The 23,957-nt window shown below is 64.4% G+C and carries 24 protein-coding genes and 1 pseudogene; 19 read left to right on the top strand and 6 right to left on the bottom strand.

Annotated elements, in window-relative coordinates:
* Positions 1-49 precede the first annotated feature (49 nt).
* The 3 genes from miaB (at position 50) to dapF (ending at position 3,641) form a co-directional block, all read left to right on the top strand.
* Positions 50-1,615: a tRNA (N6-isopentenyl adenosine(37)-C2)-methylthiotransferase MiaB gene (miaB, locus tag QFZ30_RS12980; protein ID WP_307076815.1), complete on the top strand. Its 1,566-nt coding sequence runs from the start codon at positions 50-52 to the stop codon at positions 1,613-1,615.
* 3 nt (positions 1,616-1,618) lie between these two features.
* Positions 1,619-2,515 (top strand): tRNA (adenosine(37)-N6)-dimethylallyltransferase MiaA, encoded by an 897-nt coding sequence (gene miaA, locus QFZ30_RS12975; protein WP_307076813.1) that lies wholly within the window; start codon positions 1,619-1,621, stop codon positions 2,513-2,515.
* A 169-nt stretch (positions 2,516-2,684) separates the two neighbouring features.
* Complete coding sequence (gene dapF / locus QFZ30_RS12970; RefSeq protein WP_307076811.1) at positions 2,685-3,641, top strand: diaminopimelate epimerase; 957 nt, start codon at positions 2,685-2,687, stop codon at positions 3,639-3,641.
* On the opposite strand, the gene QFZ30_RS12965 is transcribed toward dapF, so the two are convergent.
* Positions 3,622-4,236 (bottom strand): class I SAM-dependent methyltransferase, encoded by a 615-nt coding sequence (locus QFZ30_RS12965; protein ID WP_307076808.1) that lies wholly within the window; start codon positions 4,234-4,236, stop codon positions 3,622-3,624. The two genes, dapF and QFZ30_RS12965, sit on opposite strands and share 20 nt — an antisense overlap.
* A 432-nt stretch (positions 4,237-4,668) precedes the next feature.
* On the opposite strand from QFZ30_RS12965, the gene hflX reads away from it, so the two are divergent.
* Together hflX and QFZ30_RS12955 are read left to right on the top strand one after the other, a co-directional pair.
* On the top strand, positions 4,669-6,237 hold the full coding sequence (hflX, locus tag QFZ30_RS12960) for a GTPase HflX (RefSeq protein WP_307076807.1): 1,569 nt from the start codon (positions 4,669-4,671) through the stop codon (positions 6,235-6,237).
* Complete coding sequence (locus QFZ30_RS12955) at positions 6,230-8,287, top strand: ATP-dependent DNA helicase (RefSeq protein WP_307076804.1); 2,058 nt, start codon at positions 6,230-6,232, stop codon at positions 8,285-8,287. The genes hflX and QFZ30_RS12955 overlap by 8 nt, the downstream gene beginning before the upstream one ends.
* Positions 8,288-8,361: 74 nt before the next feature.
* Here QFZ30_RS12955 and lexA read toward each other — a convergent pair whose 3' ends face one another.
* A complete protein-coding gene (gene lexA, locus QFZ30_RS12950; RefSeq protein WP_307076801.1) occupies positions 8,362-9,111 on the bottom strand; it encodes a transcriptional repressor LexA in 750 nt (249 codons plus the stop codon).
* A gap of 348 nt (positions 9,112-9,459) precedes the next feature.
* Between lexA and QFZ30_RS12945 the strand changes: the two genes are divergently transcribed.
* The 8 genes from QFZ30_RS12945 to QFZ30_RS12910 all read left to right on the top strand — a co-directional run bounded on the left by QFZ30_RS12945 (position 9,460) and on the right by QFZ30_RS12910 (position 15,778).
* A complete protein-coding gene (locus tag QFZ30_RS12945; protein ID WP_307076798.1) occupies positions 9,460-9,876 on the top strand; it encodes a LysM peptidoglycan-binding domain-containing protein in 417 nt (138 codons plus the stop codon).
* A gap of 121 nt (positions 9,877-9,997) precedes the next feature.
* Positions 9,998-11,116 carry a histidinol-phosphate transaminase gene (locus QFZ30_RS12940; RefSeq protein WP_307076796.1) on the top strand — a complete coding sequence of 373 codons (1,119 nt, stop codon included), beginning with the start codon at positions 9,998-10,000 and terminating at the stop codon, positions 11,114-11,116.
* Positions 11,117-11,187: 71 nt separating this feature from the next.
* A complete protein-coding gene (gene hisB, locus QFZ30_RS12935; RefSeq protein WP_307076795.1) occupies positions 11,188-11,814 on the top strand; it encodes an imidazoleglycerol-phosphate dehydratase HisB in 627 nt (208 codons plus the stop codon).
* A complete protein-coding gene (gene hisH / locus QFZ30_RS12930) occupies positions 11,811-12,545 on the top strand; it encodes an imidazole glycerol phosphate synthase subunit HisH (protein ID WP_307076793.1) in 735 nt (244 codons plus the stop codon). Before hisB ends, hisH begins: the two co-directional genes overlap by 4 nt.
* Positions 12,546-12,704 carry a hypothetical protein gene (locus QFZ30_RS12925; RefSeq protein ID WP_307076791.1) on the top strand — a complete coding sequence of 53 codons (159 nt, stop codon included), beginning with the start codon at positions 12,546-12,548 and terminating at the stop codon, positions 12,702-12,704.
* A gap of 59 nt (positions 12,705-12,763) precedes the next feature.
* Positions 12,764-13,510 carry a bifunctional 1-(5-phosphoribosyl)-5-((5-phosphoribosylamino)methylideneamino)imidazole-4-carboxamide isomerase/phosphoribosylanthranilate isomerase PriA gene (gene priA, locus QFZ30_RS12920; RefSeq protein ID WP_307076789.1) on the top strand — a complete coding sequence of 249 codons (747 nt, stop codon included), beginning with the start codon at positions 12,764-12,766 and terminating at the stop codon, positions 13,508-13,510.
* A gap of 9 nt (positions 13,511-13,519) precedes the next feature.
* A complete protein-coding gene (locus QFZ30_RS12915; RefSeq protein ID WP_307076787.1) occupies positions 13,520-14,416 on the top strand; it encodes an SseB family protein in 897 nt (298 codons plus the stop codon).
* A 54-nt stretch (positions 14,417-14,470) separates the two neighbouring features.
* Positions 14,471-15,778, top strand: coding sequence for an MFS transporter (locus QFZ30_RS12910; protein ID WP_307076785.1), 1,308 nt, complete (start codon positions 14,471-14,473; stop codon positions 15,776-15,778).
* Positions 15,779-15,906: 128 nt separating this feature from the next.
* Here QFZ30_RS12910 and QFZ30_RS12905 read toward each other — a convergent pair whose 3' ends face one another.
* On the bottom strand, positions 15,907-16,293 hold the full coding sequence (locus QFZ30_RS12905; RefSeq protein WP_307076783.1) for a DUF1844 domain-containing protein: 387 nt from the start codon (positions 16,291-16,293) through the stop codon (positions 15,907-15,909).
* Between the two features lie 387 nt (positions 16,294-16,680).
* On the opposite strand from QFZ30_RS12905, the gene infC reads away from it, so the two are divergent.
* From infC to QFZ30_RS12885, 4 genes are all read left to right on the top strand, one after another.
* Entirely contained in the window at positions 16,681-17,733 is a 1,053-nt protein-coding gene (infC, locus tag QFZ30_RS12900) for a translation initiation factor IF-3 (protein WP_373462842.1), read from the top strand.
* A gap of 117 nt (positions 17,734-17,850) precedes the next feature.
* Positions 17,851-18,045 carry a 50S ribosomal protein L35 gene (gene rpmI, locus QFZ30_RS12895; RefSeq protein WP_009358635.1) on the top strand — a complete coding sequence of 65 codons (195 nt, stop codon included), beginning with the start codon at positions 17,851-17,853 and terminating at the stop codon, positions 18,043-18,045.
* Between the two features lie 118 nt (positions 18,046-18,163).
* Positions 18,164-18,631, top strand: a complete 468-nt coding sequence (gene rplT / locus QFZ30_RS12890; RefSeq protein WP_307076781.1) for a 50S ribosomal protein L20 — start codon at positions 18,164-18,166, stop codon at positions 18,629-18,631.
* A gap of 66 nt (positions 18,632-18,697) precedes the next feature.
* On the top strand, positions 18,698-19,609 hold the full coding sequence (locus QFZ30_RS12885) for a TrmH family RNA methyltransferase (protein WP_307076778.1): 912 nt from the start codon (positions 18,698-18,700) through the stop codon (positions 19,607-19,609).
* An 81-nt stretch (positions 19,610-19,690) separates the two neighbouring features.
* Here QFZ30_RS12885 and QFZ30_RS12880 read toward each other — a convergent pair whose 3' ends face one another.
* Complete coding sequence (locus QFZ30_RS12880; RefSeq protein ID WP_307076776.1) at positions 19,691-19,966, bottom strand: GlsB/YeaQ/YmgE family stress response membrane protein; 276 nt, start codon at positions 19,964-19,966, stop codon at positions 19,691-19,693.
* Between the two features lie 201 nt (positions 19,967-20,167).
* Here QFZ30_RS12880 and QFZ30_RS12875 point away from each other — a divergent pair.
* A pseudogene (locus QFZ30_RS12875) lies at positions 20,168-20,775 on the top strand (cation transporter); the annotation flags it as partial.
* Positions 20,776-20,842: 67 nt separating this feature from the next.
* Here QFZ30_RS12875 and QFZ30_RS12870 read toward each other — a convergent pair.
* The gene (locus tag QFZ30_RS12870; protein WP_307076774.1) at positions 20,843-22,051 is read right to left on the bottom strand and encodes an MFS transporter; all 1,209 of its coding nucleotides are present in this window, start codon (positions 22,049-22,051) and stop codon (positions 20,843-20,845) included.
* A gap of 148 nt (positions 22,052-22,199) precedes the next feature.
* On the opposite strand from QFZ30_RS12870, the gene QFZ30_RS12865 reads away from it, so the two are divergent.
* On the top strand, positions 22,200-22,652 hold the full coding sequence (locus QFZ30_RS12865; RefSeq protein WP_307076772.1) for a (deoxy)nucleoside triphosphate pyrophosphohydrolase: 453 nt from the start codon (positions 22,200-22,202) through the stop codon (positions 22,650-22,652).
* Positions 22,653-22,722: 70 nt separating this feature from the next.
* Here QFZ30_RS12865 and QFZ30_RS12860 read toward each other — a convergent pair whose 3' ends face one another.
* Entirely contained in the window at positions 22,723-23,853 is a 1,131-nt protein-coding gene (locus QFZ30_RS12860) for an Rv2578c family radical SAM protein (RefSeq protein WP_307076770.1), read from the bottom strand.
* Between the last annotated feature and the right edge of the window lie 104 nt (positions 23,854-23,957).

The following is a 23,957-nucleotide window of genomic DNA, read 5'->3' as shown; positions in this document are numbered from 1 at the left end:
ATTCCGCCGCGCCGATCCGTGGGGCCCGCCGACCCGGTACCCTTAACAGGTGAGTTTGACCATTCCTTCCCCCGCATCCGGTACCGCCCCCGCCTCCGACTTTGAGGCGCAGCAGCCCCGCACCTACCAGGTGCGCACGTTCGGCTGCCAGATGAACGTGCACGATTCGGAGCGGATGGCAGGCATGCTGGAGGCAGCCGGTTACATCGCGGCTGACGGTGAGCAGGCGGACGTTGTGGTGTTCAACACGTGTGCAGTCAGGGAGAACGCCGACAACAAGCTGTACGGCAACCTGGGCATGCTGGCCCCGGTCAAGGCGGCCAACCCCGGAATGCAGATCGCCGTGGGCGGTTGCCTGGCGCAGAAGGACCGCGAGACCATCCTCCGGAAGGCGCCGTGGGTGGACGCTGTTTTCGGCACCCACAACGTGGGAGCCCTCCCGGCCCTGCTGGACCGGGCGCGGCACAACAACGAAGCCCAGTTGGAGATCCTCGAATCCCTCGACGTTTTTCCCTCCACACTCCCTACGAAGCGGGATTCGGTCTACTCGGGCTGGGTGTCCATCTCGGTAGGCTGCAACAACACGTGCACTTTCTGCATCGTGCCTGCCCTTCGAGGCAAGGAGAAGGACCGCCGTCCCGGTGACATCCTCGCCGAAATCCAGGCCTTGGTGGATGACGGCGCCATCGAAGTGACGCTCCTGGGGCAGAACGTGAACTCCTACGGTGTCGAGTTCGGTGACAGGCAGGCCTTTTCCAAGCTGCTGCGCGCGTGCGGCGAAATCGAAGGCCTCGAAAGGGTCCGCTTTACTAGCCCCCATCCCGCGGCTTTTACTGATGATGTCATCGACGCCATGGCGGAGACGCCGAATGTGATGCCCCAGCTGCACATGCCGCTGCAATCGGGCTCCGACAAGGTCCTCAAGGACATGAAACGGTCGTATCGGTCCACCAAGTTCCTTGGCATCCTGGACAAGGTACGGGAGAAGATCCCGCACGCCGCCATCTCCACGGACATCATTGTGGGCTTCCCGGGCGAGTCCGAAGAGGACTTCCAGGCCACCCTGGATGTGGTGGAAAAATCCCGGTTCGCCACCGCGTTCACCTTCCAGTATTCCAAGCGTCCGGGCACTCCCGCCGCCGAGCTCCCGGACCAGCTGCCCAAGGCCGTGGTCCAGGAGCGTTTCGAACGCCTGACGGCACTGCAGGACAGGATCGCTGCAGAGGAAAACGCCAAACAGCTCGGGCGCCGCGTGGAAGTCATGGTCACCGCCCAGTCAGGACGCAAGTCCGAGGAGACCCACCGGCTGTCCGGTCGATCCCAGGACCAGCGGCTGGTGCACTTCTCCGTTCCCCCGGGTGCCCAGGCGCCCCGCCCCGGGGACCTCGTCACCGTCACCATCACGGAGGCGGCCGCCTTCCACCTTGTTGCCGACCCCACGGCTCAGGACTACACGCTGCGACGGTCCCGTGCCGGGGATGCCTGGGACAGGTCACAGGCCGATTCGTGTGGTGCCCCTGGACCGGGGGACAGGGCACAGGGCAGCGCAGGCAATGGCGCCGGCCGGACCGGCGTTTCGTTGGGTATGCCCACCCTGCCCGTCCGCAGCCGCTGACCGGTGGCCCGCCCACCGGTCATCGCCGTCGTCGGCCCAACAGGATCCGGTAAGTCTGATCTTGCCGTCAGCCTTGCCCTGGAACTGGACGGGGAAGTCATCAACGCGGATGCCATGCAGTTCTACCGGGGCATGGACATCGGGACAGCCAAAATCACCATGGCCGAACGCAGGGGAGTACCCCATCACCTCCTGGACACCCTGGATGTGACCCAGGAAGCGAGTGTCTCCGACTTCCAGCAGCAGGCACGGGCCATCATCGCGGACATCCATGCCAGGGGTAGGCGGGCAATCCTGGCGGGCGGTTCGGGGCTCTACGTCCGCGCTGCGCTGGATGTCCTGGAATTTCCCGGGACAGACCCGCAGATCCGGAAACAGCTGGAGACCGAGCTCGACGAGTCAGGCGTGGAGGCGCTGCTGGTGCGACTCCGGTCAGTGGATCCCGTGTCCGCGGGCCGTGTGTCCGACGCCCGACGGATTATCAGGGCATTGGAAGTGCACCAGCTCACCGGCCGGCCCTTCAGCTCATTCATGCCCCAGCGCGAGTATTTCCAACCTGCCGTCCAGATCGGTCTGGCGGTGGACAGGGAGGTGCTTCGTGAGCGGCTGGCCCGGCGCGTCCACGCCATGGTGGATAGCGGACTGCTGGACGAGGTGCGGCGCCTTGATGAGGCCGGGCTCCGCCGCGGGAAAACGGCGCCGCACGCGCTGGGCTACGCCCAGTTCCTGAAGGTGCTCGACGGCGAAGCCAGAGTTGACGTGGCGGCGGAGGAAACCATTGTGGCCACCCGACAGTTCGCCAGGCGCCAGCTCACCTGGTTCCGGGCCGATCCACGGATCAGCTGGCTGGACTGGCAGGATCCGATGCTTTTGCCGCAGGCAGCCGCCCTCTGCGCATGAGGCCAGGCACCTGACCTCCAGTGGCTGGAATTTTTGTCCACTTATCGCGAGTTAAAGTCGGATTATCGCGAGTTAAGGTCGATTTTGGTGACTGTACCTGTATCTGGACAAAAACTCAGCGGTGGCCCGGGATTCTCAACGTCCCGGATCGTGCCGGTAGCCTTGGATCATGGACGCATCACCTTCAGAGGCCACATCAGAGACCACCCAGCCCGCATTCCGTACGCTGGGCGGACTCCGCTTCTCCAAGGGCCACGGCACCGGCAACGATTTTGTGCTGATCGCCGATCCCGAGGGTGTTCACACCATAGATGCCGGCCAGGTTGCGGAGTTGTGCGACAGGCACCGCGGCATCGGCGGCGATGGCCTGATCCGGGCGGTCCCTTCCCGGTTTCTTCCCGAGGGCCGGGAGCTTCTGGGCGCTACGCCGGAGGCGGAATGGTTCATGGACTACCGAAACGGTGATGGCTCGCTCTCTGAGATGTGCGGCAACGGCGTCCGGGTGTTTGTGCACTTCCTCCGGGCTGAAGGGCTGGTTGACCTGCCCGACGGCGGCGCACTCACCATAGGAACCCGCGGCGGCGTCAAGACCGTTGTCCGGACGGGGGACGGCTACGCAGTGGACATGGGCCCGTGGGAGTTCATCTTCCCCGGGGATGCCACCGCCAAGGCCATGGATTCACTCGTCAGTGCTGACGGCCTGGAAGTACCCCGCCCTGCCCTGTCAGTGAGCATGGGCAACCCGCACACGGTGGTTGCGCTTGCGGAGCTCTCCGAGCTTGAGTCGACCCGGCTATTCACCGCTCCGCGTGTTGATCCGGCGCCACCCAACGGCACCAATGTTGAGTTTGTGGTCCCGGCTGAACCCCTGGTCCACGACGGGGTTGGCATGGTGACAATGCGGGTCCACGAACGGGGCGTGGGCGAAACGCAGTCGTGCGGCACTGGCGCCTGCGCGGCAGCGGTGGCCATCAGGCACTGGGCTGGGGCCGAAGCGCCCGACACCTGGCGCGTCAAGGTGCCGGGCGGCGTCGTCGGCGTGAAGTTCTTTGCCGGAGCGGGAGGCCACGAGCATGTCGAACTGAGCGGACCGGCGGTGATAGTCGCTAGCGGGACGCTTTCCTGACCCGGAGGATCCGGAAGGATTTGGACGTGGCTTCACGGCTGACGGTGAACGATGCGTCCAGTTCGCCGGAAAGCCAGCGCTGCAGGGAATCCGAACCAAGGTTCTTCTGGACCACCAGCCAGGCCGAGCCGCCCGGCGCCAGGCGCGGCAGCCACAGCTTCAGCAGCGAGTGAAGCTCGTCTTTGCCGATCCGGATGGGCGGATTGGACCAGATGGTGTCAAACCGCAGTTCAGGGTCCACCTCCTCTGGCGCACTGGCAAAGACGTTTTCCAATCCGAGCAACGCGGCGTTCTCATTCGTGAGCGTGATACAGCGTTCATTGACATCCACGGCGTAAACGCGGGCGTGCGGCGCCCGGAGTGCCATGGTCAGAGCTATCGGGCCCCAGCCGCAACCGATGTCCAGAAGGCTGCCCGTGGGCGAAGGAGCTGGAACTGCAGCCAGGAGGACGGCCGTTCCCTTGTCTATGCCGTCGGGGCTGAAGATTCCGGCGGAAGTCTGCAGCTTGCGTGTTTCCCCGGCCAGTTCCACTGTTAACGGCTTGCGGGTAAAAGGCCCGGCGGGCGATGCGCTGAAATAGTGTGCGGACTCCATAACTGGCCAGATTAGTTGGCGGCGGGCCCCTATGGGAAACCGCGGCCGGCCGGGTCTGCTAATCTGGAACGCATGTTCTTGATCTTCGAGTAGCCGGCACGGGTTCAGACCCGTCCCGCAGCCGTGCCCCGCAGCGATGCAGGTATCAACCTTCCGCAATTGCGCTACCAGACAGGCGTTCCGTGCCTGTCCAACCGCCGGGCAATACTCGAAGGATCAGCTTTCCTGTGTTCCTTCCTGACGTTGCCGGCGCCTTTCACTCTCTCCATGCTCCCCAGGACGTGGAACCTACGCTGCACGCCACTACTTTGCCCGGCACATGCAGCAGACCAGGAGGCCAGGATGACTGCAAGCCGTCAGCCCAGCGCGAATACTTCACCACACACCAGCAATCGGCACTATTCTGGAAATGCCGAATCTTCAAAGGAGATCATGACCAGCCAGCCCAATACCGGATCCGATCCAGCAGCCCAGGACATGAGTCCTGAGGAAATCCAAGCTGTGATTGACCGGATTCTCTCCAAAGACGTACCGGCCAGGAACGCCACGACGGCGGACGGTGGCAACAAGTCAGTGTTCGGAAAAGCACAGGCAATATCCCGGCTCGACGAAGAGCACACCAGTTACGACGGCGACCAGCAGGACCTCGAAGAGCGCCGTGCGCTTCGACGGGTGGCAGGCCTGTCCACTGAACTCGAAGACGTCACCGAAGTCGAATACCGGCAGTTGCGCCTGGAACGTGTGGTACTCGCCGGGCTGTGGACCGAGGGCACCCTGGCGGACGCCGAGAATTCGCTGCGCGAACTTGCCGCCCTGGCCGAAACAGCAGGCTCGGAGGTCCTCGACGGCCTGGTGCAGCGCCGTGCCAAGCCAGATCCGGGAACCTTCCTGGGTTCCGGAAAGGCCCTCGAGCTCAAGGAAATCGTGACGGCCACCGGCGCGGACACCGTGGTGGTGGACGCCGAACTGGCACCGTCCCAGCGCCGTGGCCTGGAGGACATCGTCAAGGTCAAGGTCATTGACCGCACAGCCCTGATCCTGGATATTTTCGCCCAGCACGCCAAGAGCCGCGAGGGCAAAGCCCAAGTGGAACTCGCGCAGCTTGAATACCTGCTGCCGCGCCTGCGCGGCTGGGGTGAGTCGATGTCCCGCCAGGCCGGTGGCCAGGTGGGCGGTGCCGGCGCGGGCATGGGTTCGCGCGGTCCCGGTGAGACGAAGATCGAACTGGATCGTCGGCGGATCAGGACCCGCATGGCCAAGCTCCGCCGGGAGATCGCCGCCATGAAGCCGGCCCGGGAAACCAAGCGGGCCAACCGCCGTCGTAATTCCGTGCCGTCCGTCGCCATTGCGGGGTACACCAACGCAGGAAAGTCGTCGTTGCTGAACAGGCTGACCGATGCGGGGGTGCTCGTTGAGAATGCCCTCTTCGCCACCTTGGATCCCACTGTACGCAAGGCCGAGACCGCGGACGGGCTCGGCTACACCCTGGCCGACACTGTGGGCTTCGTCCGCTCGCTTCCCACCCAGCTGGTGGAGGCGTTCCGCTCCACCCTGGAGGAGGTTGCGGATTCGGACCTGATCCTGCACGTAGTGGATGTTTCGCACCCGGACCCGGAAGGCCAGATCGCTGCCGTCCGCAAGGTCTTCAGTGAAGTGGACGCCCGCAAGGTGCCTGAGATCATCGTGCTCAACAAGGCCGACGCCGCGGACCCATTTGTGGTGGAGCGCCTCAAACAGCGCGAACCGCGCCACGTGGTGGTCTCGGCCCGGACCGGGGAGGGCATCGCCGAACTGCTCAAGGCAATCAGCGAATCGATTCCTCGGCCCAGCGTCAAGCTGGAGCTCCTCATCCCGTACAACCGGGGTGATTTGATCAGCAAACTCCACGAGACCGACGCCGAAATCCTGACCCTTGACCACGGCGAGGACGGCACGAGGGCGGTGGTGATGGTCCGTGAGGGCCTCGCGGCTGAACTGGAATCATTCATCAGTAATGACTGAGCTGGTGGCGGGGGAGATTTCGGGCACGGCCGGCGAGCAGTTCGTGATTGAACTGCTCGACCGTGCCGTGGCCGGCATGGCAGGGCAAAGCCGCAGCGGCCAGCACGAAATGGCGCGGCAGGTGGCCCGGGCCATCGAAACAGGTGACCACCTCCTGGTCCAGGCGGGAACAGGCACGGGAAAGTCGCTGGCCTACCTCATTCCGCTCATTGCGCACTCGCTCGTCAGCGATAAGCCCACTCTGGTCTCCACCGCAACACTCGCGTTGCAGACCCAGATCGTGGGCCGCGATCTTCCCCGGCTCCTGAAAACCATAACCCCCGCCCTGGACCGCCCCGTCAAGGTGGCCCTGGTCAAGGGCCGCTCCAACTATGTGTGCCGGCACAAGCTCGAAGGCGGGTTCCCCTCGGAGGAGCCCGCCGAGGGCCAGCTGTTCTCCCTCGGCGAGGACACCAGCGTGCCGCACTTCGCCGCCGCCACGGGCGGACCCGCATCCCAGCTTGGCAAGGAAGTGGTGCGGCTGCGCGAGTGGGCGGAAAAGACCACCACGGGCGACCGTGACGAGCTTCTGCCCGGCGTCACTGACCGTGCCTGGCGGCAGGTGTCCGTGACGTCGATGGAGTGTCTGGGGGCGCAGAAGTGCCCCCTCGCGGCGGAATGCTTCAGCGAACTGGCGCGCCAGGACGCTGCCGACGCCGATGTTGTGGTCACCAACCACGCCATGCTCGCGGTCAGCGCGTTCGAAGGACTTGCCGTACTGCCCGAATACGACGTTGTGGTGGTTGATGAGGCTCACGAACTCCAGGACCGGGTGACGGGAGCTGTGTCCGGGCAGCTTTCGGTGGCTATGGTTCACGCCGCGGCTTCCGGGGCGCGGAAGCACACCGCCATCACCGTTGACGCACTGAACGCAGCGGCCGCAAACCTGGAGGTCGCCCTGGCGGGCGTTCCCAACGGGCTGCTCCCAAATGGACTGAACGATGAACAGCTGGACTGCGTGGACCAGCTCCGTGAAGCTTGCCGGGCAGCCCTCTCGGACTCCAAGGGGGACAGCAACACAACGGCCGACGGCGGGCGGCAACTGGCCCGTTCGCGGCTCCTGCTGATCCTGGAACTCTGCGAACGGCTCATTGCCGCGAAGGAGAACCGCGAAGTGGTGTGGTTCTCCCGGGCCAGTACCTTCGATCCGCAGCAGGGCTATTCACAGCCTGACGAAAGCTCACCGGCGCTGATCAATATTGCCCCGCTCAGTGTCGCCGGCAAGCTGCGCGAAGGCCTCTTCGCCGGCCACACGGTGGTGCTGACCTCCGCTACCCTGGCCATCGGTTCGGCTTTTGAACCGACCGCCGGCGGACTCGGGCTGGTAGGCGACGGCGCCCCCAGCTGGACGGGCGTGGACGTGGGATCTCCTTTTGACTATCCGAAGCAGGGGATCCTGTACGTGGCCGGGCACCTGCCCAAGCCCGGCCGCGGGCCTTCACCGGAGGCCCTCGATGAACTCGAAGCGCTGATCCGAGCCTCCGGGGGCGGCGCCCTGTGCCTCTTTTCATCACGCCGGGCTGCCGAAGAGGCCGCCGATGCCATGCGGCCACGCCTCGGCCTCAGCATCCTCTGCCAGGGCGACTCCACCATGACGGGCCTGGTCAAGCAGTTTGCCGAGGAAGCCGATACCTGCCTGTTCGGGACCATGTCCCTTTGGCAGGGGGTGGACGTTCCTGGCGGATCATGCCGGCTGGTGGTTATCGACCGCATTCCGTTCCCACGGCCTGACGATCCGCTGATGACCGCCCGCTCACGTGCCGTGGCCCAGGCGGGCGGAAACGGATTTATGTCGGTCTCCGCCACCCACGCTGCCATCCGGCTTGCCCAGGGCGCGGGCAGGCTGATCCGTTCCACCGGAGACAAGGGCGTTGTTGCCGTGCTGGATTCACGGCTGGCCACGGAGCGTTACGCCGGATTCCTCCGGGCGGCGCTGCCACCGTTCTGGCCCACGACAGACCGCAAAATAGCGTTCGCCGCCCTGGAAAGACTGGCCAAGGAGAGCGCCTGAGCGTACCGCTCAGGGCGGGTTGCCCTGGGTGTATGGAGTGGCCTGGACCGAGCGGATCCTGCAACGACCGGATCTTAAAGCGAGCGAAGTACCGAGACGACCTTGCCCATGATGGTGGCGTGGTCCCCAAGCATGGGCTCGTACTGCGTATTCTGCGGAAGCAACCACGTGTGGCCGTCCCGCTGGCGGAAAGTCTTAACAGTGGCTTCGTCGTCCAGGAGGGCGGCAACGATATCGCCATTGATGGCGTCGGCCTGCCGGCGGACCACCACCCAGTCGCCGTCGCAGATTGCTGCGTCCACCATGGAGTCTCCGGCCACCCTGAGCATAAACAGTTCGCCCTGTCCCACCAGTTGGCGGGGCAGCGGCATGACGTCCTCTATGACCTGGTCGGCGAGGATCGGCCCACCGGCCGCAATCCGGCCAACGAGGGGCACCATTGCGGTGTCCATGGCAGTGGGAAGCTCCGTGACTGTCCCTCCCGCAACGGCGTGCAAGACGGCCGGCTTGGCTGATCCCGCGGGTTTGGCCGTTCCGCCATCCAGGGTGAGGGGCATCAGGACCTCCATGGCCCGTGGCCGCTTGGGGTCCCGGCGCAGGTAGCCAAGTTTTTCGAGCTGTGACAACTGGTGTGTCACGCTCGAAAGGCTGGCCAGGCCCACGGTGTCGCCAATCTCGCGCATGGACGGCGGGTACCCGTTGTCGTTCACGGAGCGCTGGATGGTCTCCAGGATCTTCTTCTGGCGTGCTGTGAGCCCCTTAGGGGCCCTCTGGGGCTGCTGACCCCGCTGGGTCGCCCTGCCGCCGGCGGCTGGTGCTGCCATATTCGCCATTGCCTTTCCGTTGCCCCGGGCTTCCGCGGCAGGAGGTGCCGGGAACATCCGGCCTGGATTGTCAGACCCTGCTGATCAACTTCAGTGGTGGTTGTTCTTTGATTCAAACGTAGGGCAGCCGCACAGCTTTTTCAAACATTTGTTCTAGCGAGTCTCGACAATGTTCGTTGATAAGTGCTAAAACTAAGAAAGCAAAGTTCGAACATGTGTTCTACTCATTGCCTTGGATGGGCCCGAATCCTTCGAATCAATTCGAATCTTCGGACGGCTTAGGCCAGATCCCCAGGCAAGCAAGGGAACACTCCGGGCAGCACAGTATGGTCCAGGAGGGCTCATTTCATGTCAGCTATATCTGCTTCGCAGGATCCCCGTCCGCAGTTCGTCTCAGTCCAGCACCTCACGTCGCTGCCCCACCCGGGCCGCCGGCCGGGCAAGGAGTCCCTGCCTCCTCTTCGCCTCACCCGCCGGGGAAAGATCGTGCTCATCGGCATCCCGCTGATGCTCCTGACTGCGCTGCTGCTCTCCTTGGTGGGCTTCCTCAACGCCCCTGCCAAGGCAGCCGACTCCACCGCCGACCTTGCCCTCACCCGTACGGTCTCCGTCACGGTTCAGGCTGGCGAGTCACTCTGGGCCATAGCGGGCACCGTCGCGCCTGAGCGGGACCCGCGGGACGTGATCGCTGACATCGTCCAGCTCAACAACCTCAGTGCCGGGTCCGTGGTCCCCGGCCAGCAACTGTTCGTTCCCACTAAATAGCAACCGCCGTTCAGCCGGGACCGGCCCCCAGAGGTTCAGACCGCTTGCGCGGACAGCCTGCGCAAGCCATCGGCGGACCGTCACATTTTCCGGGCACCTGCTTCGGCACTAAACTGTTCAGGTGAATGACCAGCTAGAACGCCTGAACCGCCTTCCGCTCCGGAGCAACCTCCGCGGTCTGACCCCCTACGGGGCACCGCAGTTGGATGTTCCTATCCTGCTGAACGTGAACGAAAACTCGCATGGCGTTCCGGCGGATGTACGGGCTGCCATCAGCGCGGCCGTAACGGAAGCAGCCGCGGGACTCAATCGCTATCCGGACCGTGAGTTTACCGAGCTCCGGGAGGCGCTGGCTGAATACCTGGGCCATGGACTGGACGCCACGAATCTTTGGGCAGCCAACGGGTCGAATGAAGTTCTCCAGCAGATCCTCCAGGCTTTCGGTGGGCCCGGGCGCACGGCGCTGGGCTTCCCGCCCACGTATTCCATGTATCCTCTGCTCGCCAGCGGCACGGACACCGAATACATCGTGGGGACGCGTGCTGAAGGCTACGGGCTGAGCGCGGAATCCGCGGCGTTGCAGGTTGAGGAACTTCAGCCGAACATCGTTTTCCTCTGTTCACCCAACAACCCCACCGGGACAGGCCTTGGCCTGGATGTGGTGGAAGCCGTCTACTCGGCAGGCGAGGCCGCCCAGACCATCGTGATAGTTGATGAGGCCTACCACGAGTTCGCCCACGACGGCACGCCGAGTGCACTCACATTGCTGCCCGGCAGGGAACGCCTCATTGTCACTAGGACCATGAGCAAGGCCTTTGCCCTGGCGGGGGCACGCCTGGGCTACATGGCCGCTGCACCCGAAGTGACGGACGCCCTGAGGCTGGTCCGGTTGCCCTATCACCTCTCAGCCGTCACCCAGGCCACAGCCCTGGCTGCTCTCCGGCACCGCGAGGCGCTGATGGCGGAGGTTGAGGATATCAAGAAGCAGCGGGACCGGATCGTGGCGGAACTGACCAGGATGGGCCTCAAGCCGGCTGCCTCGGATTCCAACTTCATTTTCTTCGGCGGACTGGAGAGCCCCCACGCCGTCTGGCAGGAACTGCTGGACGCCGGTGTGCTCATCCGGGACGTCGGCATCCCAGGCCATCTTCGCGTCACCGCCGGAACTGAGATGGAAACCACAGCGTTCCTTAACGCCCTGGAAAGTATCCTGGCACGCCAGGCCAAACTCCCCGCCTAAACTTGAGTTACCGGCGCTGTAAGCGCCTGCGTTACTGCTCCTATACTCCTTCTCCTAAAGGACATCAGACCATGAGTTCCACCGGATCGAATGCTGCCGAGGCCCGGACCGCACGCATGGAGCGTGCCACCAGTGAATCGTCAGTGCTTGTGGAGATCAACCTCGACGGCACCGGCGTATCGGACATCGACACATCGGTCCCGTTCTACGACCACATGCTGACAGCCCTGTGCAAGCACTCCCTCATTGACATGACGGTCAAGGCCACCGGCGATACGCACATTGATGTCCACCACACGGTGGAGGACGTGGCCATCACCTTCGGCGAAGTCCTTCGTACCGCGTTGGGCAACAAGGCCGGGATCCGCCGGTTCGGTGAAGCCACCGTGCCGCTTGATGAGGCGCTGGCGCACGCGGTGGTGGATGTCTCCGGCCGGCCATATCTGGTGCACGGCGGCGAGCCTGCCGGACAGGAATACCACCTGATCGGTGGCCATTTCACCGGTTCCTTGACGCGCCACGTGTTTGAGGCCATTACCCTCCACGCGGGTATCTGCCTCCACATGAACGTGATTGCCGGCAGGGACCCGCACCACATTGTGGAAGCGCAGTTCAAGGCGTTCGCCCGCGCCCTGCGTGCAGCCGTCGAGCCTGATCCGCGTGTGGAGGGAATTCCCTCCACCAAGGGTGCGTTGTGACCGGCCAGATCCTCCGGGACGGCGCGGTAATAGATCCCGCCGCCTCGAAGAAACCGGTATCGCTTGAAGGCAAGCCCACAGTCACGGTGCTGGATTACGGCTCCGGAAACATCCGCTCTGCTGTGCGTGCCCTTGAACGGGCCGGAGCCGAGGTCATCCTCAGCGCCAAGCCGGAGGACGTGCTCAACGCGGATGGCCTGGTGGTGCCGGGCGTGGGTGCCTTTGAAACCGTGATGCGCGAACTGAAGGCCGTGGATGGGATCCGGCTGATCGGCAGGCGCGTGGCTGGTGGCAGGCCCGTCCTGGGCATTTGCGTCGGCCTCCAGGTGCTGTTCGAGGCCGGTGTTGAGCACGGGACTGAAGCCGAAGGCATGGGGGAGTGGCCCGGCAAGGTCGAGCTCCTCCCGGCGGACGTAGTGCCGCACATGGGGTGGAATACCGTGAAGGTCCCCGAAGGATCGAGGCTCTTCGCGGGAGTGGAAGGCGAACGGTTTTACTTTGTTCACTCCTACGGCGTCCAGGAATGGAACTTCGACGTGGTGCAGCCGCGGATGGCTCCGCCGCTGGTCACCTGGTCCGAGCACGGTGCCCCGTTCATTGCCGCGGTGGAGAACGGGCCGCTCTGCGCCACCCAGTTCCACCCGGAAAAATCCGGTGATGCCGGGGCCCGTCTCCTGCGCAACTGGGTGGACGGACTCCGTAAGCCCGCATCAACGGATGGTTCCGCCTAGATGTGGTCGATTGTCCTGATGGGCCTCGCCGGTCTCCTTGTGGGCGGCGCCCTGTCCTTCAGGCAGCAGCACAAACCCCTCTGGACCCAGATCGGTTTCTACACCTTGGCCGGCATGTCGCTGCTTGCCGCCTACCTGCTGACCCTGCCGGGCAGCTAGCCACCTGCCATCCAGCCGCCAGTCCTAAAACCACTGCCGCTACACACTGAGGATTTGAGATGACCACCGCACACGATCTGCCGGTTCTTGAACTGCTGCCCGCCGTCGACGTCGTAAACGGCCAGGCCGTCCGGCTGGTGCAGGGTGAGGCCGGCAGCGAGACCAGTTACGGCACTCCGCTTGAGGCAGCCCTCAACTGGCAGCAGCAGGGCGCTGAATGGGTGCATCTTGTGGACCTGGACGCTGCGTTTGGCCGTGGCTCAAACGCTGAACTGCTGCGCGAAGTGGTGGGACGGCTGGACATCAAGGTAGAGCTCTCCGGCGGACTCCGGGACGACGATTCGCTTGAGGCGGCGCTGGACCTCGGGGTGGCGAGGGTAAACCTCGGCACTGCGGCCCTGGAAAACCCTGACTGGACCCGCCGGGCCATTGAGCGGTTCGGCGACAAGATCGCCGTCGGACTCGACGTCCGCGGGAGAACCCTGGCGGGGCGGGGATGGACCAAAGAAGGCGGGGACCTCTGGGAGGTCCTGGGCCGGCTGGAAGAGGCCGGCTGCGCCCGCTACGTGGTCACGGACGTCACCAAGGACGGCACGCTGCAGGGGCCCAACGTGGAGCTGTTGCGCCAGATGGTGGAGAAGACCGGCAAGCCGGTAGTGGCCTCGGGCGGCATCTCCAGCCTCGATGACCTGAAGGTGCTGCGTTCCCTGGTTCCGCTGGGCGTGGAAGGCGCGATTGTGGGCAAAGCGCTGTACGCCGGCGCGTTCACCCTGCCTGAAGCCCTTGACGTCGCCGGCCGCCGCTAGGCTGCGTCAGTGGACTCCAGTGGCAAGGGGCAGGCGGCCGGAAACGGCCCCGCACCACGCCACCTTCCCGGACACATAGCAGCCGCCCTGGCAGGCGCCGGAGGTCCTGCCGACTCGGCAGGCCAACCGTGGGCGGGCCGGAGCCTGGCCGGAGACGACGGCAAGATCCACAACTTCGAGGACGACGACGGCACGGCCGACGCCGGATACGTCACCGCCGTCCGCGGCCTTCTTGACGGCACCGGCGATGAAGCGGCCGTGGTGGCTTCACTGGCCACAGCCCGGGTGTTCATCCCGGTCATTGCCCAGCTCGCTGAGGAGGCGGAGGGCGCAGGCGGCCTGTCAGCGGACAAACAGGCGGACATGGCGCTGGTCACCCTCAAGGCTGCCGACGGCAGGACTGCCATTCCGGCTTTCACGTCCGCTGCCGCACTGGCTGCGTGGCACCCCGGAGCGCGGCCCGTAGCCGTGTACGCCGCCCGTGCTGCACTCTCTGCAGTGGCGGAGGGGGCCGAACTCCTGGTCCTCGATCCGGGCTCGGACGTCACCTTTGTGGTGCGCCGGCCGGCAGTGTGGGCGCTGGCGCAACAGCACGGCTGGATCCCTTCCTACGCCGACGAGGAGGTGGCGGCGGAAGTTTCCGCGGCCGCAGCAGGATTCCCTGCTGTCCGAAACATCGCGCTCCTGCCCGGCTCGGGCGTCCCCACGGCCTCCGGTACCGGCGCCCAACTGCCAGGCGGAGGTGCCGGTCCCGAACTTCAGGTGGTGCTGTACCTCGAGGACGGGCTTGACTCCGCCGCGGTCCAGGAGTTGGTGACAGGGCTGCAGTCCGTGTGGTCCCGGAATGTATTGTTTGGTGAGCGGGTTGACTCGATCGAAATCAAGTTGAGGCGCGCAGCACAGTAGCCGACGGTCAGCCGGGAGATCCCCGCGCTGCCGGCGGCAGACCAAAGGATTTCCGTGAACTTCGCTCTATACCGGGAGCTGCTGGCGGTGCGGCCCATCAGGCGGCTGCTTCTGGTCGGCATGATTGCCCGCATACCGCATTCGGCGGCAGGTGTGCTGCTGACCCTGCACATTGTCCTCACACTTGACCAAGGCTATGCCGCGGCAGGAGCGGCGGCCGCTGTGATGACAATCGGCATCGCCGTGGGTGCACCGTGGCGGGGACGCCGGGTTGACACCGTAGGCCTGCGCAAGGCCCTGATCCCATCCGTGGTGTCAGAAACCATTATTTGGTCGGCCGTTCCGCACGTGTCCTACGAATGGCTGCTGCCGCTCGTGTTCATCGGCGGACTGCTGACCCTGCCGATCTTCAGTGTGGTGCGCCAGTCCCTCGGAATCCTGGCCGACGGCGACCAGCGGCGCACCGCCTTCGCCCTTGACGCCATCACCACCGAGGTGGTGTTTATGATCGGACCTGCTGCGGGAGCTGTCGTGGCGACCAGCGGCTTCACCGTACTGGGGCTCACTGTGGTGGGGGTGTCAACGTCACTGGCCGGGCTGTTCCTCATGTGGTTCAATCCACCCACCCGCAGCACCGTCCGAACCGCCGACTGTGCAGCCGATCAGCAACACGCGGCGGAAGCGGCAGTGGTATCCGCCGCGCCCGCCCACCTCCAAGGCGCTGCTGCAGAACTCGCCCCTGCCGGAGCACGTGGATCCGCAGCGGACGGACGCGCCGGGCTCCGGCACAGGATGGCGCACAATTTTACCTGGTTCACAGCCACCGTAGCCGCGGTTTTCGCGGTTGCCGCGGGTGCGGGAATGGTGCTGAGCGGCACGGACGTGGGCATCGTCGCAGCCTTGGAAACCGGCGGACACCAGGGAGAGATCGGAATCGTCTTCCTCTTTTGGTGTGCGGCATCCGTGGTGGGAGGGCTGATTTATGGTGCCATGCACCGCCCCGTTTCGCCCATTGTTCTGTTGCTGGGAATGGCGGCCCTGACTATCCCGATGGGATTCGCCCACGACACCTGGACGCTGGCCCTTTTGTCCCTCCTGCCCGGCCTGCTGTGCGCGCCCGTGCTCTCGGCCGCGTCTGAAAAAGTGGCAGAGCTCGTGGACGAGGGACGGCGGGGCGAAGCGATGGGCTGGTATGGCTCCGCCCTGACCGGAGGCGTGGCGCTCGGGGCACCCCTGGCTGGTGTCTTCATTGACGGCATCGGATCCTCCGGCGGATTTGTATCCGTGGGAGTGGCCGGTGTGGCGCTGTGCCTGGTGGGGCTGCTGCTGCAGGCGCGCAGGCGGCGCCGCTCGGCCGTCTGACTGGCCCTGACCTTCCCTGAGTTTTTGTCCAGATATCTGGACAAAAACTCAGGGAAACGACGACGACGGCGGGCAGACCGTGTGGCCCGCCCGCCGCCGTCGTAATTAACGCGGAGTCCCTTGTGCGCCTAGTTAACAGCGCCGGTGTACTTCTCGCCCGGACCCTTGCCTGGAGCGTCCGGGATGATGGACTCTTCACGGAAGGCAAGCTGGAGCGACCGGAGGCCGTCGCGCAAAGGACCGGCATGCTGGGAACCGATCTCAGGTGCCGCAGCGGTCACCAGCCCGGCGAGGGCGGTGATGAGCTTGCGGGCCTCATCCAGGTCCTTGAGCTCCTCGGCGTTGTCCTCGGCTGCCAGGCCAAGCTTCACGGCTGCTGCGCTCATAAGGTGGACGGCGGCCGTGGTGATGACCTCAATGGCCGGCACTTCGGAGATGTCGCGGATCTGTTCTGACACGTCGCCCCGGGTGTCTGCGGGCGCGAAAACGTGTGAATTACTGTCTGGGGTACTCATACTGGTAAGCTTGTCACAGACCGACTGAATGTCGTTATTTTGCTGTGAATGATCCCCAACCGGCGCCAAGATGCGCTGCGAGGGATTTTTTCTGTAGAATGGCATGCAGTTTGCAAGCGGAGTTCTCTCCCACCCGCGTCAGCCGATTTCCACCGGAAGCAATTCCAGGGAAGCAAGGTTGCCGGGTACCGGTCGGGCATTACCCCAGGCGTACGCCGGGGGACATGCGTGCAGCCTCTGAAGAGGCCAGTACATCCGATCTTTGAGGCCTTCGATTGCTCCGGCAATTGGGGGCCTTCTCTATTTTGTCGGTGGAATACCCACAACAATCACAGGAGCTTTAACATTAGCGAGCCAAGAATCAATGAGCGTATCCGCGTCCCCGAGGTGCGGCTGGTCGGCCCTGCAGGTGAACAGGTAGGAATCGTCCGTATTGAGGATGCCCTGCGTTTGGCTGCCGAGTCCGATCTTGATCTCGTTGAAGTTGCACCGCAGGCGAAGCCTCCGGTGTGCAAGCTGATGGACTTCGGCAAGTACAAGTACGAGGCCGCCGTCAAGGCACGTGAAGCCCGGAAGAACCAGACCAACACTGTTCTGAAGGAAATCCGCTTCCGCCTGAAGATCGACACCCACGACTACGAGACCAAGCGCGGACATGCACTGCGCTTCCTCGGCGCCGGCGACAAGGTGAAGGCCATGATCCAGTTCCGCGGCCGCGAGCAGCAGCGTCCGGAGATGGGCATCCGCCTGCTCCAGCGCTTTGCGGACGACGTTGCAGACGTGGGCGTAGTTGAATCAAGCCCGCGCATCGATGGCCGCAACATGGTGATGGTCGTGGGGCCGCTTAAGAACAAGGCCGAGGCCAAGGCTGAAGCACGCCGTGCGACGCAGCGCGCAGAAGCAAAGGCGCAGAACGAAGCGAAGGCTTCGGGCGGCCGAATCGACGTCTCCGGCGACGAGCAGGCACCGCTGACGCAGTCTCTGGCGGATCTTCTCCCGGAGGGTTTCGCCATCACCACCGAGCCGGAAACCGAGGCACCCGAATCCGAGGAGCCCGCCGCAGTTGAGGCCGCCCCGGCCGAAGCCGCGGTGGCTGAACCGGCCGCTGAGGCTTCCGCTATTGAGGTGGCCACTGCTGCTGAGACTCCGGTCGAGGAAGTCGCACCGAAGGAAGCACCCAAGCAGGCCGCTCCGAAGACTGCCGCTCCCAAGCGCGAGGCTCCCAAGGCTGCGCCGCCCGCTGCCAAGGCACCTGCTGCTGCTAAGCCGGCGGAAGCTGCTAAGCCGGCGGAAGCTGCACCCGCCCCGGCGCCCGCAGCTCCGAGGCCAGCCGCAGTTCCCTCGCCTCCGAAGCCGGTGGCCAGGCCTGCAGCCCCAAAGCCAGCTGCAAGGCCCGCCCCCAAGGCGGCGCCGAAGCCCGCCAGCAAGAAGACCACCTAGTTCAAAGCTGCTGGAGGTCTGTCCTCCCGCAGTAAGCAACCAGCACGCCGCCCGCAGGGGTGGCTGCACGAAAGAACTGCAGACAATGTCTGTGGATACGTAAGGAGATCGGTTCCCATGCCGAAGATGAAGACCCACAGTGGTGCTAAGAAGCGCTTCAAGCTGACAGGCAGCGGCAAGCTGCGCCGCCAGCAGGCCAACCGCCGCCACTACCTCGAGCACAAGTCCTCCAGGCTGACACGTCGCCTTGCCGGCGACAAGATCGTCTTCAAGGGCGACGCCAAGGTCATCCGGAAGATGCTCGGCATCTAATTTCCAAGTTTTCTGACTGTTTGCCACCCGGCAGCAGTCAACTACCAAAAAGGCTTCTCAGGCCGGCCGGGTTACCGGCAGTAGACGCTTGGGATCAGAATTCTGAAGGAGTACGCACGTGGCACGTGTGAAGAGGGCGGTAAACGCCCACAAGAAGCGCAGGGTTATCCTCGAACGCGCAAAGGGCTACCGGGGACAGCGCTCACGCCTGTACCGCAAGGCCAAAGAGCAGCTGCTGCACTCGTTTGTGTACAGCTACGGTGACCGTAAGAAGAAGAAGGGCGACTTCCGCCGCCTGTGGATCCAGCGCATCAACGCTGCATCCCGCGCGAACGGCCTCACCTACAACCGTCTGATCCAGGGGCTCAAGGCCGCCGAGGTTGAGGTTGACCGCCGCATGCTCGCCGAGCTGGCTGTTTCCGACGCCAACGCCTTCGCCGCTCTGGTGAAGATTGCCAAGGATTCCCTGCCCGCCGACACGTCCGCTCCGGCCGTCCAGGCTGAAGCAGCGCCGAAGGCTGCCAAGAAGCCTGCCGCCAAGAAGCCTGCTGCCAAGAAGCCTGCCGCTGAGGCAGCTGCCAAGTAACAGCCGGCCACTGCCTGTACAGGTAGTCGTTCAAGGACTGGTGGCAAGAGACACTAAAGTTCTTATATGAACGAAACCGGGCGCCCGCAAGATTTTCCACTGTCCAACCCCCGAGCTGATCGGGTCAGGGACGTGGCGAAGCTTGCCGGGCGCCCGGCCCGTTTAAAGCGGGGACAGTTCCTGGCTGAGGGCCCGCAGTCCGTGCGCGAAGCCCTGCGGCTGCACCAGCAGAGGCTCGCGGCTGGGGCGCCGGGCGTGGTGCATGAGGTTTTCGCCAGCGAAGCATGCCTTGACCGGTTCCCGGAATTTGATGATTTGGCTGCGGGCACTAACGCCCGGCTGGCCACGGATGACGTGCTGGCCGCCATGGCTGACACCGTGAACCCCCAAGGGATTATTGCCGTGTGCGGCTTCGTGGACGTCAGCCTGGAAGAAGTGCTCGACGCCGGCCCGCGCCTGATCGCCGTCCTGTGCCAGGTCAGGGACCCCGGGAACGCCGGGACGGTGCTGCGTGCTGCGGATGCCGCCGGCGCCGACGCAGTGGTCCTCACAGGATCGAGCGTGGACATCTACAACCCCAAGGCAGTCCGTTCCACGGCCGGTTCGCTTTTCCACCTTCCAGTGGTCCTCGGTGCGGACATCGATGAAGTGGCCGCCGCCTGCAGGACGCGGGGGATAGGCCTTCTGGCGGCGGACGGATATGGAGACCTCAACCTGGACGTCCTCCAGGACGAAAACGCTGCCCGTCGTATGGCGGTGTCGGGTACAGGGTCCGCGTATGCGCTGGAGAACCCCACGGCGTGGCTCTTCGGTAACGAGGCCCAGGGACTCTCTGAAGTCGAGCTGGCGTTGGCTGACCACCGGGTGGCGGTGCCTGTCTATGGGGCGGCGGAGAGCCTCAACCTTGGCACCGCAGCGACCGTTTGCCTCTATGCAAGTGCACGGTCCCAGCAGGGCCGCGCACCGGCTTCGGGGTAGGCACCAGGCAGACTTAAAAGGCAGGGCCCCGGCTACATCTCCGGGGCCCTTGCTGTTGAAACTCAGGTAGGAAGTCGGGAATCAGGGCGCGCGGGTGCTCCCGCTGCGTCCCGTGATGGCGCCATAAATGCCGGCCACTAGCAGGCCGCCAATGATCGCAAGGATCCAGGTGCCCAGATCAAAGAAGGCGAGATCGCCCCTGGCGAAAAGAAGGCTTCCGATCCAGCCGCCCACAATCGCACCAACCACGCCGAGTACCAGGCTGGTGACCCAGCCGCCGCCCACTTTGCCGGGCATGACAGCCTTGACGATGGCCCCTACTATGAGGCCGAGAATAATCCAAGCAAGAAAACCCATGTCTCCTCCTTCATATTCGTCGGGATGAATTGAAATCGTCCCGATTATTGTTCAAGCTAACACACAGCACCCTTATTGTCAGTAACCTTACTGACTGTCAGAGGTGTGTGTCCGACGCCGCGGCAAGTACGGTATCCAGGGGCGGAGCCCGCTGACGGCTCCACATATTCCCTGTCTTGTTCCGTAATCCTGAAGAGGTGCCCGGAGCATCCCTTTGGCTATGGTCGGGAGCGCTACATCTATGCGTTTATCGTGTCCATTGTCCTGTTCAGTGTGGACGGGCTCTTAGCCCTGTATGAGGCGTGGGGCAAGCTTCAGCATCCCCACGCCATCGAAGGTGACTTCTGGTGGGTGCCGCTGGCTGTCCTGGTGGGCGCCATTGTGGCCGAGTCCTTCTCCTTTCGAACCGCCATCATCGAATCGAACCACGTCCGGGGCAAGCAAAGCTGGGTCCATTTTGTCCGGAACGCCAAGCAGCCTGAGCTCCCCGTTATTCTCCTGGAAGACTTGGGTGCGCTGGTTGGCACGCGAAGATCCTCGGAGCGATCGAGGCCGACGGAACACGCGTCATCCACCTGAAGACGCTCCACCTCGGGCCGGAAGAGCTGTTGGTGGCTGCCAAGATCTCCGTTGGCGCTGCCGACTCGGGCCGGGATATTGCAGCAGCCATCGACAACGCCGAGTCAAGGATCCGGTCAGCGGTTCCGATGGCCAGGGTGATCTATCTGGAACCCGATCTCCACCGCTCGGATGCCGCGATCGGCGACGATGTGGCGACTAGCGCCAGGCCGCAGGACGCGCAGGCTTAATTGCTGCCTCCCGGGCTTCCAGTCCGGAGTTTGAGCCGGCGATTTCCGCTGGCCGCCTATCCCAGGATCAGGCGGCCAGCGGCTTTTTGCGTTCCAGGAGTCCGCTGATGACGGCGACTGCCAGGCCGAGGACGGCCAGGACGGCCCCCACGACAGCCGGCGCAACGTAGCCCCAGCCCCAGGCGATCACTACCCCGCCAAGGAAAGCACCCAAGGCGTTCGCAACATTGAGGGCGGCGTGGTTGAGCGAGGACGCCAGGGACGGCGCGTCCGGCGACGCGTCCAGCAAACGGGTCTGCAGGGCGGGCACCAGCATCGAACCGGCGGCTCCCACCACAAACACCATGACAAACGCGGACCACGGCCAGTGGACGGCCACCGCATAGACCACGAGGGCGACGGCGATACCCGGCAGTACGCGGTAGATCGTTCCCATCACGGACCTGTCGGCAATCCTGCCGCCCACGATGTTGCCAGCAACCATTCCGAGGCCATACAAAGCAACTACGATCGGAAGCAGCGGCGACGGAATCCCGGCGACCCCCGTCATGGTGTGGGCAATGTAGGTGTAGGTTGCGAAAAATCCTCCAAAGCCGACAATGCCGATCAAGATGGCCAACCAGACCTGCAGCCGCTTGAGGGCGCCGAGTTCCCGTCGGATGCTCGCATCGGGGTGGGCGTCCTGAAACGGGACAAACCTCCACAGGAGGCCCAGGGTCAGCAGCCCTATGGCTCCCACCAGGAGGAACAGCAGGCGCCAGCCATAGGCTTGGCCAACCCAGGTGGCCAGCGGAACCCCGACCACGTTTGACACCGTCAGGCCCGCCATGACCATGGAGATGGCCCAGCCGCGCCGCGTGGGGGACACGAGTGAGGCGGCAATAACAGCTGCGACACCGAAGAACGCCCCGTGGGGAAGTCCTGCCGCGAAGCGGGAAACCAGCATGCTGCCGTAGTCGGGGGCGATGAATGATGTCAGGTTCGCGAGGCTGAAAAAGAGCATCAGTCCCAAGGCGAGGTACTTGCGGGGGAGTTTGGCACCTACCGCGGCGAGCAAGGGAGCGCCCACCACCACGCCCAGGGCATATGCCGAGATCAGGTTTCCGGCCTCCGGCGTGGTGATCTTCAGTCCCTGCTCCACCTCCTTCAGCAGTCCCATCATGGTGAACTCCGTGACACCGATACCGAAGCCGCCCATGGCCAGGGAAATAATGGCAGGGCCAACGCGCGGGGTCCGGGCGGTGGTCGCGGAAGGGGTCTGGAGGACGCTGCTCATGTACCAACTTTTCGGGGGAGATCCTGGGAGGCCGCTGCTGCGGCCCACGGAAGCTTAAATCATATTTTAATAACCCCGCGGCGGTGGAGGGTATTCCGGTGCAAGCGGACAAGTCCGTCCAACCCATTGTCCCCCATAGACTGGGGCGGTGACTGGACAGATACTCGTAGTTGGCGGAGCTGTGCTGGACTCCCTGGGTGAGCCCACAAGGATGCTGGTGGCGCGGCGTACTGCTCCCGAGCAGTTTGCCGGGCTGTGGGAATTCCCCGGCGGCAAAGTTGAACCGGACGAGGCGCCGGAGGCCGCGCTTCACCGGGAACTTCGGGAGGAACTGGGGATCGGCGTGCGGCTGGGATCTGAGCTTCACGCCGTCACGGCTGCCGGCTGGCCCCTCAGTGAGAAGGCATCCATGCGGGTATGGCTGGCAGAGATTGCCCAAGGGGAACCCCGGCCCCTTGAGGACCACGACGAGGTGAAGTGGTTCAGCCTGGCGGACGGTGATGAAGCCCTCAATCTTCCCTGGATCCCTGCCGACTTCCCGATTGTCCGGGCTCTCCTTCAATCCCTGGATGTGCGCTCGGATTCAGCAACCGGCAGCTGATGCAGGACTCCCGGAGGAGTCAGGACTCCGGGCAAGGAGCCGGCAGGCGTGGCCGTTCCGGGAAATGCGGCTAGAACAGGGTGGGCTGCTGACGCTGCCCTTCGGCGGCAGATTGGGTATTCCCAGCCTGCCGTGATGCCGCCCCGGATCCCCCTGCGGGAGGGAGGCTGCCAGCCGGATACTGCGCTTCTTCGCCGCGGGGATCGTCCTCGAGATCGCGATGGCTGAAGCCGTGGGAGCCGGAGAAGCCATGGCGCTCCTTGAAGTGGCGGATCCTCCCGGCGAGCCAGGCCCGGTACTCCTTTGAGGCATAGGAACCCGTGCCGTAGAGCCGGCGGTAGCGGCCCGCAAGCTCCGGATGGTTCGCTGCGATCCACTGCATGAACCACTCCCGCGTACCCGGTTTCAGGTACAGGGCGCCGGCGGTCACCCCGGTGGCTCCTGCCGCCGCCAGCGACCCGAAGAGGGCGTCCAGCGCATCGTCGCTGTCAGACAGCCAAGGGAGGATGGGCATGGCCATCACCCCGCATGGCAGGCCGGCGTCCCGGAGTCGGGAAATCAGTTTCAGCCTGGCGCGGGGTCCGGGAGTCCCCGGCTCCACGGCTTCTGAGAGGGCCTCATCCGTCATGGCCAGGGATATCCCGACACCCACCGGAACTTGAGCCGCGGCCCGCTTCAGGAGGGGGATGTCCCGCGCCAGCAGCGTTCCCTTGGTGAGAATGGACAGTGGAGTGCCTGAATCGGCGAGCGCCGAAATGATTCCCGGCATCAGCTTGTAGCGGCCTTCGGCGCGCTGGTAGGGGTCCGTGTTGGTGCCCAACGCCACCTGATGGCGCCCCCAGGACGGCTTGGCCAGCTCTTTCCGGAGGACCTCGGCGGCATTGACCTTGACCACCACCTGGCTGTCGAAGTCCAGACCGGCGTCAAAATCCAGGTACGTGTGGCTCTTCCGTGCAAAGCAGTAGACACAGGCATGGCTGCAGCCGCGGTACGGGTTTACTGTCCATTCGAACGGCATCCGCGAACCGGCAACCACTTTGTTGAGCACCGATTTTGCGGTGACCTCGTGGAAGGTGATTCCCGCAAACTCGGGAGTGGTTACCGACCGGACCAGTCCGGCGAGGGGAAGCAGGGCGGGGGACGGCCCTGTTCCGGCGGTTTCCGCGGGTTGCGGCATCAGCGCTTGTGCATCCCATCTCATGCACTCTATTCGAAGGTATGTTCGAACTTAAGTCAAGGACCGACGCGCTGGGTTGATCTGAACCGTCGTCTGGCCCGCCGGGACTGTCACGGCCCCCAAGAGGT

Source organism: Arthrobacter pascens, from assembly GCF_030815585.1.
Taxonomy (GTDB): Bacteria; Actinomycetota; Actinomycetes; order Actinomycetales; family Micrococcaceae; genus Arthrobacter; species Arthrobacter pascens_A.
Note: the sequence above shows the minus strand (reverse complement) of the source record. Positions and strands in the feature narration are given on the sequence as shown.

What these genes read in the sequence shown, in the direction of transcription:
- dapF (WP_307076811.1), top strand. Translation starts at nt 2,685, where the DNA reads ATGGACGCATCACCTTCAGAGGCCACATCAGAGACCACCCAGCCCGCA.
- QFZ30_RS12965 (WP_307076808.1), bottom strand. Translation starts at nt 4,236, where the DNA reads ATGGAGTCCGCACACTATTTCAGCGCATCGCCCGCCGGGCCTTTTACC.
- hflX (WP_307076807.1), top strand. Translation starts at nt 4,669, where the DNA reads ATGACCAGCCAGCCCAATACCGGATCCGATCCAGCAGCCCAGGACATG.
- QFZ30_RS12955 (WP_307076804.1), top strand. Translation starts at nt 6,230, where the DNA reads ATGACTGAGCTGGTGGCGGGGGAGATTTCGGGCACGGCCGGCGAGCAG.
- lexA (WP_307076801.1), bottom strand. Translation starts at nt 9,111, where the DNA reads ATGGCAGCACCAGCCGCCGGCGGCAGGGCGACCCAGCGGGGTCAGCAG.
- QFZ30_RS12945 (WP_307076798.1), top strand. Translation starts at nt 9,460, where the DNA reads ATGTCAGCTATATCTGCTTCGCAGGATCCCCGTCCGCAGTTCGTCTCA.
- hisB (WP_307076795.1), top strand. Translation starts at nt 11,188, where the DNA reads ATGAGTTCCACCGGATCGAATGCTGCCGAGGCCCGGACCGCACGCATG.
- QFZ30_RS12925 (WP_307076791.1), top strand. Translation starts at nt 12,546, where the DNA reads ATGTGGTCGATTGTCCTGATGGGCCTCGCCGGTCTCCTTGTGGGCGGC.
- priA (WP_307076789.1), top strand. Translation starts at nt 12,764, where the DNA reads ATGACCACCGCACACGATCTGCCGGTTCTTGAACTGCTGCCCGCCGTC.
- QFZ30_RS12905 (WP_307076783.1), bottom strand. Translation starts at nt 16,293, where the DNA reads ATGAGTACCCCAGACAGTAATTCACACGTTTTCGCGCCCGCAGACACC.
- rpmI (WP_009358635.1), top strand. Translation starts at nt 17,851, where the DNA reads ATGCCGAAGATGAAGACCCACAGTGGTGCTAAGAAGCGCTTCAAGCTG.
- QFZ30_RS12885 (WP_307076778.1), top strand. Translation starts at nt 18,698, where the DNA reads ATGAACGAAACCGGGCGCCCGCAAGATTTTCCACTGTCCAACCCCCGA.
- QFZ30_RS12880 (WP_307076776.1), bottom strand. Translation starts at nt 19,966, where the DNA reads ATGGGTTTTCTTGCTTGGATTATTCTCGGCCTCATAGTAGGGGCCATC.
- QFZ30_RS12870 (WP_307076774.1), bottom strand. Translation starts at nt 22,051, where the DNA reads ATGAGCAGCGTCCTCCAGACCCCTTCCGCGACCACCGCCCGGACCCCG.
- QFZ30_RS12860 (WP_307076770.1), bottom strand. Translation starts at nt 23,853, where the DNA reads ATGAGATGGGATGCACAAGCGCTGATGCCGCAACCCGCGGAAACCGCC.